The organism is Streptomyces sp. PU-14G (assembly GCF_041028275.1).
In the GTDB taxonomy this organism is placed as follows: Bacteria; Actinomycetota; Actinomycetes; order Streptomycetales; family Streptomycetaceae; genus Streptomyces.
In genome coordinates this window covers 1-14781 of the sequence record NZ_JASKYT010000004.1, presented here as the reverse complement: position 1 = coordinate 14781, position 14781 = coordinate 1, and the positions used below count along the sequence as shown (strand labels likewise).

The 14781-nt window shown below is 69.6% G+C and carries 9 protein-coding genes and 1 pseudogene; 8 read left to right on the top strand and 2 right to left on the bottom strand.

What is annotated here, in order from left to right:
* Nucleotides 1-183 precede the first annotated feature (183 nt).
* Nucleotides 184-2631, bottom strand: a pseudogene (locus AB8Z75_RS01010) (PA14 domain-containing protein); the annotation flags it as partial.
* 423 nt (nucleotides 2632-3054) lie between these two features.
* On the opposite strand from AB8Z75_RS01010, the gene AB8Z75_RS01005 reads away from it, so the two are divergent.
* The 6 genes from AB8Z75_RS01005 (at nucleotide 3055) to AB8Z75_RS00980 (ending at nucleotide 11520) form a co-directional block, all read left to right on the top strand.
* Nucleotides 3055-3243 carry a hypothetical protein gene (locus tag AB8Z75_RS01005; RefSeq protein WP_369199392.1) on the top strand — a complete coding sequence of 63 codons (189 nt, stop codon included), beginning with the start codon at nucleotides 3055-3057 and terminating at the stop codon, nucleotides 3241-3243.
* 209 nt (nucleotides 3244-3452) lie between these two features.
* A complete protein-coding gene (locus tag AB8Z75_RS01000) occupies nucleotides 3453-5744 on the top strand; it encodes a DnaB-like helicase C-terminal domain-containing protein (protein ID WP_369199391.1) in 2292 nt (763 codons plus the stop codon).
* Nucleotides 5744-6334, top strand: coding sequence for a transcriptional regulator (locus AB8Z75_RS00995; RefSeq protein WP_369199390.1), 591 nt, complete (start codon nucleotides 5744-5746; stop codon nucleotides 6332-6334). The genes AB8Z75_RS01000 and AB8Z75_RS00995 overlap by 1 nt, the downstream gene beginning before the upstream one ends.
* 31 nt (nucleotides 6335-6365) lie before the next feature.
* A complete protein-coding gene (locus AB8Z75_RS00990) occupies nucleotides 6366-8984 on the top strand; it encodes a Helicase associated domain protein (protein ID WP_369199389.1) in 2619 nt (872 codons plus the stop codon).
* A gap of 574 nt (nucleotides 8985-9558) precedes the next feature.
* Nucleotides 9559-10641 carry a hypothetical protein gene (locus AB8Z75_RS00985; protein ID WP_369199388.1) on the top strand — a complete coding sequence of 361 codons (1083 nt, stop codon included), beginning with the start codon at nucleotides 9559-9561 and terminating at the stop codon, nucleotides 10639-10641.
* A gap of 243 nt (nucleotides 10642-10884) precedes the next feature.
* On the top strand, nucleotides 10885-11520 hold the full coding sequence (locus AB8Z75_RS00980; RefSeq protein ID WP_369199387.1) for a hypothetical protein: 636 nt from the start codon (nucleotides 10885-10887) through the stop codon (nucleotides 11518-11520).
* Between the two features lie 290 nt (nucleotides 11521-11810).
* Here AB8Z75_RS00980 and AB8Z75_RS00975 read toward each other — a convergent pair whose 3' ends face one another.
* Complete coding sequence (locus AB8Z75_RS00975; protein WP_369199386.1) at nucleotides 11811-11993, bottom strand: hypothetical protein; 183 nt, start codon at nucleotides 11991-11993, stop codon at nucleotides 11811-11813.
* Nucleotides 11994-13087: 1094 nt separating this feature from the next.
* On the opposite strand from AB8Z75_RS00975, the gene AB8Z75_RS00970 reads away from it, so the two are divergent.
* Together AB8Z75_RS00970 and AB8Z75_RS00965 are read left to right on the top strand one after the other, a co-directional pair.
* Nucleotides 13088-13726, top strand: coding sequence for an AAA family ATPase (locus AB8Z75_RS00970; RefSeq protein ID WP_369199418.1), 639 nt, complete (start codon nucleotides 13088-13090; stop codon nucleotides 13724-13726).
* Nucleotides 13727-13828: 102 nt separating this feature from the next.
* On the top strand, nucleotides 13829-14781 hold a 953-nt coding region (locus AB8Z75_RS00965), incomplete at its 3' end, for a transposase family protein (protein WP_369199385.1).

The following is a 14781-nucleotide window of genomic DNA, read 5'->3' as shown; positions in this document are numbered from 1 at the left end:
TGCGCCTCCTCGTCGTGGGTCGGTGGGGGCGGGCGTCCGGCGATGCGGTCCGCAGGCGGCACGGCCGGGCCGAGGGCAGCGGCCGTCCCGGTGGCCGGGGCTGGGGGAGGGGACGGCCGCCTTGTCAGGCTCCGGTTCAGCCGGCGGTGGCCGAGTGGGCCGCCGGCGCGAGGGCGTGTGTCACCTGTGGCCCGCCCTCGCGCCGGCCTCGATGACCTCGCGGTTGACTGCCCGCACCGTGTCGGGGTCGACCTTGATCTGTCTGCGGTCGTACGTCCACAGCCCGTTGAGTTCGCCTTCGAGGTCGGTGACCTGGGTGTAGACCGAGCCGGACAGCCGGCCGGCCGCCTGCTGGAGGTAGAACTTCCGTGTGTTGCCGACGTACTTCCGGGTCAGGGCGGCCTTGTCGGGAACCCCGCTGTAGATGGCTGCCGGCACGCCTGGCCACATGTGGCCGGGGGTGCGCAGCGTGAAGCCGCCGTGTTCGCCGTCCACGGCGGCCCGGTGGCCGTCGGGGGCGGGCGGGTCGATGTTTTGGTAGTCGTGGTGGTCGATGAGGTCGCCCGCGCCGGAATCGCCCTTGGAGGCGCAGCAGTTCACGCCGCTGTGGGCATTGATCACGCGGGACGGGTCGGCCCGACCGGCCGACTCGGCGAGCCGGCCGGTCGCGTTCCGGTCCCACTCGCCCCAGCCCTCGTTGAAGACCACGTAGATGCCGACGGCGGGAGAGTTGTGTGTTTGCCTCATCATCTCCCTGCCCTGATCGACGAAGGCCTTCCGCCCCTCCTCGTTCGTGATGTCGGCGGAGACGAAGTCCTGCCACACCAGGAGACCGAGCTTGTCGGCGTGGTAGTACCAGCGGGCCGGCTCGACCTTGATGTGCTTGCGCACCGAGTTGAAGCCGAGGCGCTTTTGTGCCTTGAGGTCGAAGCTGAGCGCCTCGTCGCTCGGTGCGGTGTACAGGCCGTCGGGCCAGAATCCCTGGTCCAGCATGGCCAGCGAGTAGAACGGCTTGCCGTTCAGGACGAGCTTTTGGTGGCCACCGACGTTCTGCACCCCGATCGAGCGCATTCCGAAGTAGCTGGCGACACGGTCCTTGGTGCCGCCGTCCCGCAGGGTGAGGTCGAGGTCGTAGAGGTAGGGGTCGTCCGGGGACCACAGGTGCTGATCCTTGATCCGCAACCGCAGATCCTCCCTCGCGGGGCCTGTGGCCTCGCCGACCTTCTTGCCTTCCTTGTCCCGCGCGACCGCTGTGACAACCGCGCTGCGGGACGCGCTGGGGGAGGCGACCTTCACCGTGAGGCTGCTGGTCGCGATGTCCGGAGTTGCGACAACGTTGTCAATCGCCGTTTCGGCGACGGGCTCCATCCAGACCGTCTGCCAGATACCGGAGGACTGGGTGTATTCGATCCCGCCCGGCGTCGGTGTCTGCTTGCCCTTGGGCTGGTTGTCCCCTCCGGTGTCGGTCACGCCGACCACGATCTCCTGCTTGCCGTTCCTCTCGAGCGCGTCGGTGATGTCGGCACTGAAAGCGGTGTAGCCACCGGTGTGCTCGGCCACCTGCTTGCCGTTGACCCAGACTAGGGCCTTGTAGTCCACCGCCCCGAAGTTGAGCTTCAGGCGCTGCGGCCCGATGTTCCAGCGCCGCGGCACGTCGATGAGTTTCCGGTAGAACATGTGGTCCTCGTGCCGCTCGATCCCGGAGAGCTGGGACTCGACCGGGTAGGGCACGGTGATCTTCTCGTCCAGCTCCTCGCCGAACTCGGGACGCTCCCCGGCTTCCGCGCCGCTGAACTGCCAACGCCCGTTGAGGTTCTTCCACTTGTCTCGCCTCTGCTGCGGGCGGGGGTACTCGGGCAGCGGGTGGGCCGGGCCGGCCTTGTCTCCCCACTCGGTGGTGAGACGGTGGGTGGAGAGGTTCCTCGCCGAGCGGATGATCTCCGGTACGGTCTCTTCCCCGCTTCTCAAACCGCCCTCGCCGTCGTACATGAACCGGACCCGCTGCCCCTTTTGGATGGGCTCCTCGAGCGTGATGTCCACGGCGCGAGGGGCGCTGCCGGCTCTGGCCACCGACTTCAGCGGCATCGCCGTGGTGTCGGCCTCCAGCGTGAGGTGGTCCTTGAGCGCGGCGAAGCCGCTGACATCCGCCTCGAAGGCTGCCCGCAGGCGTCGGCCGTCGGCCGTGACCGACAGGTCGGCCGGGTAGACCTCGTAGCCGTCGGGCGGAGTGAAGGCCGCCTCGGGGACGGCCGCCTTCTCGATGTCCGGTCCCGACCAGCTCAGCGCCATGTTCGAGCCGCCGCTGTCCTGGAACATCTCGAACCGGAGGTCGTGCTTCTTCCCCGCTTCCAGCCTGAGCGGCTCACTTTGGTGCTCGACGTCCTGGTCGGGGACCCAGTGGTCGATGACGGGCTTGCCGTCGAGGAAAAGCCGGAAGCCGTTGTCGCCCTTCGCGTAGAAGGTGTACTCGCCGCCTCGGGGCGCTTCGATCCGGCCGCTCCAGCGCGCGGTGGTGTGCTCGGCCTGTCCGGTGATGGTCTCGAACGTGGAGGTCAGGTCGGGGTAGTTGATGTCCGGGTCCAGGGCCGTTCCGCCGAGCTCGGCGAAGTCCCGGGCGCCGGGCTCCGACATGCGGAAGTACTCGCCCTTGAGGCCGTGGACTTCACCGCCGAGCGCCTGGTCGCTACGGCCCGCGGGCGCGCTTCCACCGGCCGGCCGGTCCGCCGCCCCGGCGACCGGAGTGAGGCCGCCGACGGGCATCGACAGCGCCGCGGCGAACACCAGGGCCCACAGCCGCAGTCGGGGATGCCTGCGGCGGTGTGGTCCCGCGCGGCACCCACGCGGAATGCTCCTCACAAGAAGAACGGAAGCGTTCAGCCAAAGAGAGAACATAAATAAACAGTGAGGCACAGTTGGCACCGAAACACAACACATCTGCACCCGACGGCCTCACGCCTGACCGACATCGAATCGGGCATCGCAGCCCCGTCACACCGGCTGATTTCGCCTCAAATGGGGTACTGGAAGGCTTGATCCGGCCTGATGCTCGGCACGGTGGGGGAGCGCATCGACACCTGCATCCAGCTCCTGCGCCTCAACGCCGAGCAGGTGCAGTGCTGGCGGCACGAGCAGCCCCAGCACGCCGAGCAGCTGCGCAGCGAGAGCCGCGACTACCAGCGCACGCCCGACTCCTACCGTCGACTGCTCACCCAGCCCGCCGCGGCCGTCTCCGAGCCGGCATGACAGCGGTTGCCCACAAGGCCCGCCGCTCCCCTGGAAAGCGCCGATGAGGGGAGCGGCGGGCCTTTGTGCATGCCAGGCAGGACGACTGCCGGGCGGCGCATGGCCACGACTTCCAAGTCCGACCGGACAACTCCGCCAGACGCCGCCTCATACATGCACCTACGATGTATCTACTGCGCTAGGGTGGGGTCTTGCTGGAGGAGGCTCGTATGGAAGTGACGCTCTCGCAGGCCCGTGAGCAGTGGAGCGAGGTGATCGAGCGCCTCGGCCACGGTGAGGAGACCGTGCTGGTCAACTCCAAAAGCAGGCAGGCCGCCGTGCTGCGCCGCCTGGAGGACCCGGAGCCGTCGGGGCCGGTGTGGTCGAGCACGAAGGCCCGGCAGGAACTGGGCGCCCTGGTGACCGCCGCCCAGCAAGAGCTCCAGATCCTCACCGTCGGTGGGCAGGCCACTGCCACCGTCTCCCAGCACGCCGTCCCCCGGGCCGAGAAGCCGGAGACCACCCCAGGACTGACGGGGCTGGGCGAGATCCTGGACGGCCTACTGGAGACCGAGCCGCAGACGGCGGGCCTGTCGACGGGTGTGGCAGCGCTGGACCGAGTCGCGGGCGGGCTGGCGCGGGGAAGCCTCACCCTGGTCGTCGCTCCGCCGAACGCGGGCGGAAGCCTGCTGCCGTTGCAAGCCGCACGCGCGGCCGCGTTCAACCCCGAGCAGCCGGCACCCGTGCTCTACGCCCTGTCCGGTGTGCCGCTCCAAGTCGCCGCCCGCCGACTGATCGCGGCCGAAGCCCCCGCCCCCTACGCCCAGTTCGCCGCCGGCACCTTCACCCCCGAGCAACGCCAGGCCGTGACCAGCGCGGACGGGCGCCTGCGCAACGCGCCGCTGTCCTTCACCCGCCCCGAACCGACCGCGCAGGTGATCGCTGAGGAAGCCGCCCGGATCGAGGAACTCGGGCTGGTGGTAGTCGACCGGCTCCAGCACACCCGCGCCGACAACACGCCGCTCTCGGGCCGGACCCTGCCCACAGCGGTCAAGTCCCTGGCCCGGCTGGCCGCCGAGCGGCAGGCCGCCGTCGTCGCACTGCTGGACACCGACGACCCCCAACTTGTGGCACAGCTCGACGCGGACCGTGTCTTCCACCTCACCCGCCCTGGCAACGGCACCACAGCCCACATCATGGTCACCGCCCGGGACCTGGGCACCCTCGCGACCGTCGAGGTCCCCTTGGACATGGCTCACCTGCGCCTGCTCGACGAGCCCGCTGCCTGTGCCACGGCGGCTGTCACACCGCAACCCGCCGCACCGTCCCCCACGACAACCCCAGCCTCTCCAGGGGCGCGCGGCGCCGCACGTCCCGCTGCCACGGGCCCGGTGCGGGGCCCTCGGCCGGTGACGACGGCTGGCTCCGCGCGCCCTGTGGGTGGCTCCAGCGCAGGCTCAGCCGCGGTGCACAAGGACGGTGGGAGGGTCGGCGAGCTGGTCGAACGGATCGAGGGCACGGTCCACGCTGTCCTCGCGGACGCCGGCGGAGAGGTCGAAGAAGCGGTCGCCGCGTTGAAGAAGACCGCCATCCCCGACGTCATGGCCCTGCTGGAAGAAAGCCGGACCGGGGGGCGCTACGACTTCCGCAACTACCCCGACCTGCCCGACATCCTCCACAAGCGCGGCCGGCAGGACGCCGACGACATCTGGGAGGCACGCCCCCGCTGGACCGCGCCGCCCCAGGTCCTCGACGCGCTCGCCGACCAGACGGCCACGGTCACCGCGCTGGATATCAACGGCGCCTACCTCAGCGCGCTCAAGGCCCACCTGCCCATCGGCCAGCTCGAACACCACCTCGGCCCCGACAACGGCGGGCCCCCGCACGACACCAAGCGCTCCGGCGTCCACCTGGTCACCCCACCCGTCTGGGACCACCCCCACCTGCCCAACCCGCTCGGCGACCGCGAAGAGCCCGGCCAGATCTGGATCACAGAGTCGACTCTGCGGCTCCTCCTGCGGCTGGCCAGCCCGAAGGTGGGGCTGTGCGAGCGTCCCCTGATCCACGAATCGTGGACCTCCGGCTCGACCGAGCAGCTGCTCGAGACCCTGCGCCGCGCCCTGGTGCAGGTCCGCACCCGGGCCCTGGCCGCGGACTCGGCCGAGAGCGAGGCGGGGTATGAGTACGTGAAGGCCATGTACTCCAAGCTCGTCTCCACGATGGGGGAGTCCAACTACAACCGCGACCTCTACCGACAGGATTGGATGCACCTCATCCGCTCCCAGGCGTTCGCCAATCTGTGGCGCAAAGCCTGGGCCGCCGATCAGGCCGGCCTGGCCGTCGTGCGGGTGATGGGCACCGACGAACTCCACCTCGCCGGCGACTGGCGCGGTGCGCGGGCGGCGGGGAAGGAGACCCTGCTCTTCCCCGAAGGGCGTGAGGTCACCGAGGTCAAGCCCAAGCACACCTACCGCCTGGAGAAGACGGCCGCAGGCAGCTACCGCGAGCGGGAGGCCAACTGATGCCCGAGCGCAACCTCAACTTCGGTCTCTACGGCGCCCACGGCCGCAAGAGCGCCCACCTCGCCGGCGAGGTCCTCGACCGCCTGGCCATAGAGGGCGGCATCCGCTCCCCGGTCACCACCCGCCGCGGCCTGAACGCCCGCCTGCACTACCTCACCAACTCACCCGCCGGCTACCAGACCATGCGCGAGGCGGGCATCACCGTGGCACGGGGGACACTGCGCCGCTGGCTCCAGCACAAACAAGCCCCCTCCCGCGCCAACCTCGCCCGCATCGACGCCGCCTACCGTGCCTACCGGCGCCGCAACGTCGCCCGGCACCTGCTGGCGCGGCTCAATGCCCGCGGCGGCACCCGCGTAGAGATCCAGCCCCTCGACCAGTCCGGCGTCGCCAGGCCCCGCAAGCGGGTCATCGCCACCGACACCGCCACCTTCCGCCGACTGCGGATCCGCTCCTGGGACCGGATCGTCGAGGCCTGGGCCGCCGGCGACGACGACGCCCTCGCCGACGCGTGGGACGACGAACTCACCGACCTCGGCTCCCAGTGGGGCCAATACGAGTACGCCACCTCCGTGGGCTTCTCCGCCTGAGCCACGGACCTGCGGGGAGGAGACAGCAGACATGGAGAAGACCGCCACCAGCACACCGGTGGAGCTGCGGCGCCGGCAGAAGGAAGCCGTCGACGCGGCGGTCTTCGCGCTGGAGACCCCGCCCGGCGGCATCCCCGCCGACGGCCTGCGCACCCAGGTGATCGCCGCACCGGGATCGGGCAAGACGCTGGTCGCCTACGAGGCGGCGCGTCGTCTGAAGCCGCGCGGGCGGGTGCTGGTGCTGGTGCCCACCCTCAACCTGTTGACGCAGACGGTGGCCAAGTGGCGCGCGTACGGCCTGTCCGGCCCCGCGGTCGCCGTCTGCTCCCTGGACCGCGACCCCGAGGTGCGCGCGCACCTGGCCGAGGACCTGGACGTGCGGTGCACGACGAATCCGCTGCGGCTGGCACTGTGGGCCGGCACCGGCCCCGTGACGGTGTTCGCCACCTACGCGTCCCTCGTCGGTAACCCCGGCCGCCGCACCGGCGACGAGACCGGGGACGAGGACCAGGAGCAGGAGGCAATCGAGGAACGTGCCGCCGCCGGCGTCCTGGAACGGGCGCTGGCAGGGGCGTTCGGGCAGAAGCTGGACGGCTTCGGCCTCGCCATCGTGGACGAGGCCCACCGCACCGCAGGCCTGGCCTCGAAACCGTGGGCGATCATCCACGACAACACCCGCATCCCCGCCGACCGCCGCCTGTACATGACCGCCACGCCCCGCATCTACGAGACCGACGGCAACGGCGACGGCGAAGTGCTGGTCGCCTCCATGGACGACGAAGCGGTCTTCGGCAAGCCCTGCTTCACCTACCCGCTCGGGCAGGCGATCGAGGAGGGGGTACTGGCCGGTTTCGAGATCGACGTCCTGGAGATCCGCGACCCCGCACCCCCCGGCGACGACGCCACGCTGGAGGAGCGGCGCGGCATGCGATTGGGCGCCATCCGCGCGGCCACCCTCGCCCACATGGAGACCGCCGGGGTGGTCAGCCTGCTGTCGTTCCACGCCCGCACCCAGGAAGCCCTCTCCTTCGCCCGCGGCCTCCCGGACGCTGCCGACGAGCTGCGCGCGGCCGGCCGCTTCCCCGGACAGATCTGGGGGGAGTGGCTGTGCGGCCTCCACCCGGCCGCCCATCAGCGGGCCGTCCTCGGCCAGATTGCCAACGGGGTTGATGCGGAGGGCCGTAAGACGGAGTTCCGCATCCTGGCCACCTGCCGCCTCCTGGGCGAAGGCACCGACATCACCGGCCGCTGCGGCCTGGACGGCGTACTGTTCGCCGACGTCCGCAGCAGCCCCGTCGACATCGTGCAGGCGGTCGGACGCGCGCTGCGACAGGCACCGCACCAGGGCAAGGTCGCCCGCCTCCTGGTCCCCGTCCTCCTGACGGAGGAGGACGAGGGGCGGGACATGGCCGCAACGGCCGCGTTCGAGCCCCTGGTCACCATCCTGCGGGCCCTGCGCTCCTTCGACCCCAGGATCGTGGAGAGCCTGGCGCTGCGCCCGTCCGGACGCAGCAGCGGCACGCCCGAGGACGTCCTCGCGGCCGACCCGGCCGGAGACCCCCGCCAGCAGGCGCCGGAAGCCGCAGAGGAGGACGGCGGGCCGGCCGACGACGACCAGGACCAGGAGGAGCCGGAGCCCACCGGTGAGCACGGCGAGGGCGTCGAGTTGGCCCTGCTGCGCTTCTCCCGCCGCCCCCGCGAAGCCGACGAGATCGCCCGCCTAGTCCGTACGCGGGTGCTGCGCCCGGAGTCGACAGCCTGGCTCACGGGCCTGGAAGCCGTCCGCGACTTCGCGACCGAGCACGGGCACGCGAACATCCCCTACACCGCCACCGTCGACCTCGGAGACCAGCAGGTCGACTTCCCGGTCGGCCAGTGGGCGGCCGAGCAGCGCCGCGCCTGGCGGGCAGGCGACCTGGCCGACTGGCGCACCGATCTCCTCGCCGAGACCGGCTTCGTCTTCGACCCCCGCGACCAAAGCTTCACCGAGTTCCTCGACCTGTGCGCCCTCTACTACGCCGAGCACCACACCCTCGCCGCACCCCGAGACGCGGTGCTGGCCGGGGTGGCGGTGGGGGAGCGGCTGCACCAGGCCCGCAAGCCCAACGGCCTGGGCAAGAAGCCCGAGCGCGCGAAGAGCCGGCGCGAGCGGCTGGAGGCCATCGACCCGGACTGGAACCCCACCTGGCCCCTGACCTGGCAACGCCACTACGCGAAAGCCCGCTGGCTCCTGACCCAGGGCGCCACCCTCGCCGAGCTCCAGCCCGGCGTCAGCCTCGGCGGCGACGACATCGGCACCTGGCTCGCCGAACAGCCCGCCGCCTGGCACGCCCTCACCGAAGACCAGCAACAGCGCCTCGCAGAACTGGGCGTCCGGCCCGCCGACACAACGGCACTCTCGGCCGCTCCAGCGGTGCCCGCCGGGGCTACGCGGTGGGAAATCAACCTGGCCGCCGCCCGCCAGTTCAAGGCCCGCGAAGGGCACCTACGCGTTCCCCGGGCCCATACCGAGACCGTCACCGACACCGACGGCCGCACACACGAGATCCGGCTGGGCGTCTTCCGCAGCAACACCCGCACCCACCTCAAGAAGCAGAAACTCACCCCCGACCAGATGCGCGAAGCCACCGGCCTCGGCCTCTTCGCCTGACCCCACAACACACGCCCCGCACCGGCCGCGCCCTCCCGGGGCCTGACCAGCGGGCCGCTCGACGGCTCCTGCTGGTCGTGACCGGCCAGGACAAGGCCGAACTGGCCGGCGGGGGTGGCGCTGGCCACGGAAGTCGGCCAGCTCGACTGTCCGTGTCGGCACGAGTGGATTCATTGCTGAGCATCACCACCGTCACTGAGCAGCGAATCCGTGTACCGCTGCGGTCGACGCGAACGTCGTACCAATGCCGGATGCCACAGCCACGCTCTGTGAACTAGCGTCTCCAAGAAGCGAGCAATCCGGGAACCGGTCACGGGTAGCGAGGAGGCCCAGGGGTGGGTGACGGTGACTACCGCGACGCGCAGACTGCACGCCATCGGATCCAGCGTCTGTCGGACGACCACTGGCACGCCTTGGACGCATGCTGCCGTGCTCTGGACGACAACGCTTGGGTCGGTCCGACAGGCCGCCTCTTCAAAGACGAGGTGAACGCGCTCCGACGCGAGTTGCAAACACAGCTGGCCAAGGCAGTGCAGGACGCAGACGACAAACTCCGTTCGCTACCGAGGAAGCCATGACCGACCCCACGGCCAACCCCGCCTTCTCCGGTATAAAACTGCCCACCTTCGACGCTCTGGTCACCAGCCACATGCGGGCCGCGCCCGCCCTCGAACAGCTCGCCACCGACTTATGGGCGGAGCTGAACAAGCTGGGGGTCGACACCTCCCCCGCACTGCGGATCCGCGCACTGGCCCAGCGCCTGCAGCTGCATGTGACCGAACTGCAAAAACGGCAGCGCCAAGTGCACGAACTTCAAAAGAGAGGCGGCACGCAGCATTGCACCACTTCGGGCATCTTCTGGGAGCTGAAAGAAGTCTCCCTCTCCACCCCTTCGCCTCAGCCCGGCCAGCCGCGCCCGTACCCGGACTTGCCACTGCTCTCCTACGAGCTCGAGGATGCGAACCTTCTGCCCCGTCGTGGACGACTACGTCCGGACGGCACACCGTTCTCCCTTGAGGAGGACGCGGTCCTGAGCTGGATGGAGGTCCACAGAGAGACCATCCTGCAGGAAGCCGCGAGGCGGAACATCTCCCCGAAAGCGATCGTCGCCGCCATCGCGTGGGAGGCAATCGAGAACCCGCAGCTGTTCCGTCACCCGGTCCCTGCCGGTACAGGACTGGGGCGGAAGGCTGGCCGGATTCACCCCGAGCTCTCCCGAGTCGCCCGCTGGGCAACCGGACCAGGAAAAGTCCACATCGACTTCCCGCTGGTGAAGCAGGTCGAGGCCCGGGGCTACCTCCCTCCGAAGAGCCTGGCAGAGCGCGAAGCGATACTCAGCTCCGACATAGGATCGATCAAATATATCGCTGCAATCATGGGAGCGTTCGCCGACGTCGCGGACCGGGATGGCCGCCACAACATCCGCCACCATGTTCCCATGCTCACTCAGCTGTACCAGGGCTGGGACTTGAAGAAATGGGAAGAGGAACTGCGTCGCAAACCGGACGGCGAAAAACTCGGCTGGGGAGACGAGATGGCCACGTGGGCGGAGAAGCACCCGCAATTCCTGACCGCAGCTCTGGAGAAACAACCCGGCCCCACACCCACCTTTCCTACCCCCGGGCCGAGCCCCGGGGCCAGCCCCACACCTCGTTGAAATGACAGCCGCCTCAGCCGGCGGGTGACGTGAGCTGAGGCGGCGGAGCTGCTGGGCGTGCGCGAGACCGACGTCAGGCACCTCCACCGCACGTGTTTTTGTGTCAGGCTGACAGTCTCAGGCGGGGGTGTAATGGAGGGAGAACGGGACAGAGGGCCGGGCTGTTGGGGTCTGTTAAGCCCGGCGCACTGGGCATTCTGGATTTTCGAACCCACGTGGGTTCCTGCACCACTCGATCCCGAGATGGAGACACTGCGCAGGTGCCGCGCCACGGTAGGTTTGCTCATCTACCTCGGCATGTACGCATTTCACGTCGTCTCCGGCTCTGACTCTGGCTTCGGCCTTTCCGATGTGGTGTTCGACGGCGTCAATGCTTCCGTGTGGGCTACCCCGATCACCTATCTAGTGGTGATCAGCGTCATGCTGGTGGTCTGGAAGAGACGTGGTTACTCGATCCGTCCGCTCGGGAAGCCCATACTGAAAGGCGTCACGCTGATGGTGGCGTACTTCGGTGTCCTGCTGTTCCTCATTTCGTTCACCATCGGGCGGCCGGAGAGCGAAAAAGTCAGCCTGAAAGAGCTGATTTTTGCGTTCTGGCTCCTATTCTTCTTCGTCTTCGCGACGCTCGCGGTCGCCCGGAACTTCTTCGGAAGCGCCGCCATACACCCGGCCCTGCCGGGAGTGCTCTCAGCAATCGCTGCCTGGCTGGCCGCGTTGCCCAATCCGGACACCAGCGCCCTGGGCGTACTCCTCAACCTGGGCGGCCCCGTGTCGCTGACGGCCATCTCGGGCCTCGAACTGTCCAGGCTCCGCCAGCACTACGGCATCCACCTGTACGCCTACTACCTCCACACGCCGGACAGCTCCGGTCAGTCCTGACGCAACACCGTCAGCCGTCAGCCGTCTCCGGATCTGGCCCCCCGGCGAGGAGGCCACCCCGACGCCCGCCGAGAGCCCCGCAGCGCCTCTCTACCGCCTCGGCGGCCCCCAGGCCCTCAGCAAGCGCGACGACATCGACTGGGCGGCTGTGAGGGCCGCTGCGGCACCTGCCAGCCCCTCACCGCACCAGGTCCACAAGAGGTCCCACATACGTGTGGGACCCGGACACCATGAACCTCCCGCCACCCGTGCGCGAAGCCCTCGGCTGAGTCCGGCCAGGTGCGCCCGCGTCAGCGGACGGCGATGGTGGCCACAGTAGCGACTACGCTGCCCAGCGTTGTCGCTGCGGCCAGTGAGACCGTCAGCGGCTGGGTGAGCACCGGATGGCGGTAGGCGGCGTAACCGAGCGCGCTCACCACCAGAAGCACGACCAGGAACAACAGCAGGACGACCAACAGAGCAAGCAAGGACACGAGGCCCCCTCCTCGGACGCGATGGACGGCTCGTGTCAGGCCATGGCGGACGCGGACGAGAGAACCTGCGTTCCTGCGTGCAGTGCGGTGGATCGTAGAGCAGAGGCATGCCTGGCACCCTGCTGGCACCAAGCCATCAGCAAATCCTCGACGCCCTGGTCGGTGAAGTACGAGGGCCATTCGCCGGTTGAAGAGCCCCCGAGGGCGAGAGCCCTTAACCCATAACCCAGCTATAAGAAAGACCAGAAGGCGCACCGCCGTTGCCCACTGTGAGTTGGGGGTGTGGTGGCATCGGGTTGGGTGTCAGCCGAGGGTGACGGGCTGTCGGCCTGGGAGACCGTCGCTTCTTCTCGCGCTGGTGGCTGTCATGGGGTGACCAAACAGCTGTCAGCAGCTGGCTAGCACGCTGGCGGGTGGCTGTCATGGGATTGCGCATTCCTGTGCATGCGGTCCTGGGGCCCGGGTGTGCTGGCGTGTATGAGCGAGGCAGAGCGACTGTCACGGGGTGTGGTGGTCCGTCGGTTACTGCAAGTGGAACAGGGACAGGAATCGGTCTCGTCGTTGCATGTGCGGGTGATGGCCGAGGCTGCGGGCGTGACACCGCGGACGGTGTGGCGGTGGTTGTCCCAGGCGCGGGCGGGCCGGCTGGATCCGGTAGCGCGGCCGGGCGGGTTCACGCTGAATGACCAGCAGTGGAACCGGCTGGCCCAGCTGGGCGGGAACGTCGCGGCCCTGAACCGGCTGATGACAAAGGATGACTCGCTTCAGGGTGTGCCGTCGCTGGGCACGTTGCACCGCACGGTGCGGCGGGACCTGCGCGCAGGCCGCCCGCTTGAGTCGGCCGGGGCCTCGCGGGCCCGGGTAGAGCCCGAGCGATATGACCGGGTCCTGGCCGAGCTGAAGCTGCAGCGCCCGGGCGAGGGTGTGCCGGTGGTCGATGCCGAACCACCGCAGCCTGCTGCGGCCGTCCCGGACGAGAACGGTAGCCAGCCCGCCACGCGTGGCGGGGTGCGGCTGTTCGTGCCCGGGGCGCGCGTGGTCTCGACCGGCCCTGTGGCCCGGAGGCGGTCGGGCCCACGGCGGCGGCGCGGGGGATCGGCTGCGTGTTCGGGGAGCCGGGGGTGGGCAAGACGGTGGCGGTGCAGCAAGCGCTGCATCTGCTGCCCTCATGGGCCCCGGTCTGGCGGGCGGTGGTCGGGGTGAAGCCCGGTACGCCCCAGATGCGTGCCTCCCTGCTGGATGCGTGCGGACTTTCCGCGGCTTCTCTGGCCCACCGCGCCCAAGCGGCGGACCGTGCCCTTACTGAGGCGTTGAGACAACCAGGTGTGCTCTTCCTCGATGATGCGCAGCGGCTGTCTCCGCCGTTGCTGGACTATCTGCGGCTGCTGTGGGACGAGCCGGGAACGGCCGCCGCGTTGCTGCTGTGCGGGGCGGGCACGGAGCGGGTGATCGCGCGGGCGCCGGCGTTGCGTTCCAGGGGGCTGACCTGGCACCAGGTCACCGGTATGGAGCCGGGCCGGCTCTCGGAGACGCTGGCCATGTTCCATGACGTGTGGGAAGGCACGGATCCGGCGGACGTGGAGTGGGCTGATGCCACGGTGGCGCGGGGCAATTTCCGTACCTGGGCGAAGATCACCTCTCACCTCTACGCCCTCACCAAACACAGCCAGCATCCAGGGGCGAACCGTTCCATGCTCGAGCAGGCTTGCGCACGGCTGGGCCCCTACACATGACGACGGCCAAGGACATGACACAGGAACAAAGGCCATGAGCGCCGAGCAGGAAACCAACTCCATGAGCAAGGCACCCGAAACGAAACCTCCTCGCCGCTGGATGTGCCTGCACCGGTGCTGGAGGGCCCCGGGCTGACCGTGCTGCGCGGGCCCGCTGTGCAGCAGCTGCTCCGGCTACGGAGGCAGGGCCGGCTCTCGCGGGGGCATGTGCGGCTGGCGGGGGAGCGTCTGGGCGTCTCGGAGCGGCCGGTGTGGCGGTGGCTCGCCCAAGCCGAAGCCGACCCCGGCACAGCGGCCCGGCCGGGCCGCAGAACGGGCGACAGGTTCGAGGTCACGCCCGAGGTTCGGGTGCTGCTGGCGTACTGGAAGGGGAACGCGTCCGCGGTCCACCGGCAACTGACCGCCCGCGCCCGGGAAGCAGCCCGAGAGCCTGCCCCAACTGTTCCGGGAGGGGCACCAGACCAGGCGGTACCGGTGCTGGACCCGGTGCCGTCGCTCTCGACGTTCCTCCGTGCGGTGCGCCGCGACCTGACCGCCGGTGAACGCGCCGCCCTCGCCCGCGGCCCGGAGGCGGCCCGCGCCCATGACGTGTTCGGCAAGCGGCCCCGGCTGTGGCGCAACCACACCTGGGAGGCCGACCACGTCCAGGCGCCGCTCCTGGTGGACGCCGGCGGGGAGCTGGTGCGCCCATGGGTGACCTGGTTCATCGACGTCGCGACCAAAACCATCACCGGCACCGCAGTCACACCCGGCCATCCGTCCCGAGCCTCGATCCTGACCGCGCTGCGCGCTGCGGTCCTGCGCACCGGCCCGTACGGCCCGGCCGGAGGCATCCCCGAAGCGGTGCGCATCGACAGAGGCAAGGACTTCCTCTCCAGGACGGTCCTGGGCGTATTCGGCACCCTCGGCGCCAGGGTCGATGACCTGCCCGCCTACAGCCCGCACCTGAAAGGCACGGTGGAAAACCTCAACCGCTCGGCCGACCGCATGCTCTTCGCCGCCCTGCCCGGTCACACCACCACCGCCGCACCCCGGCACCGAAACAAGAAGCCCAC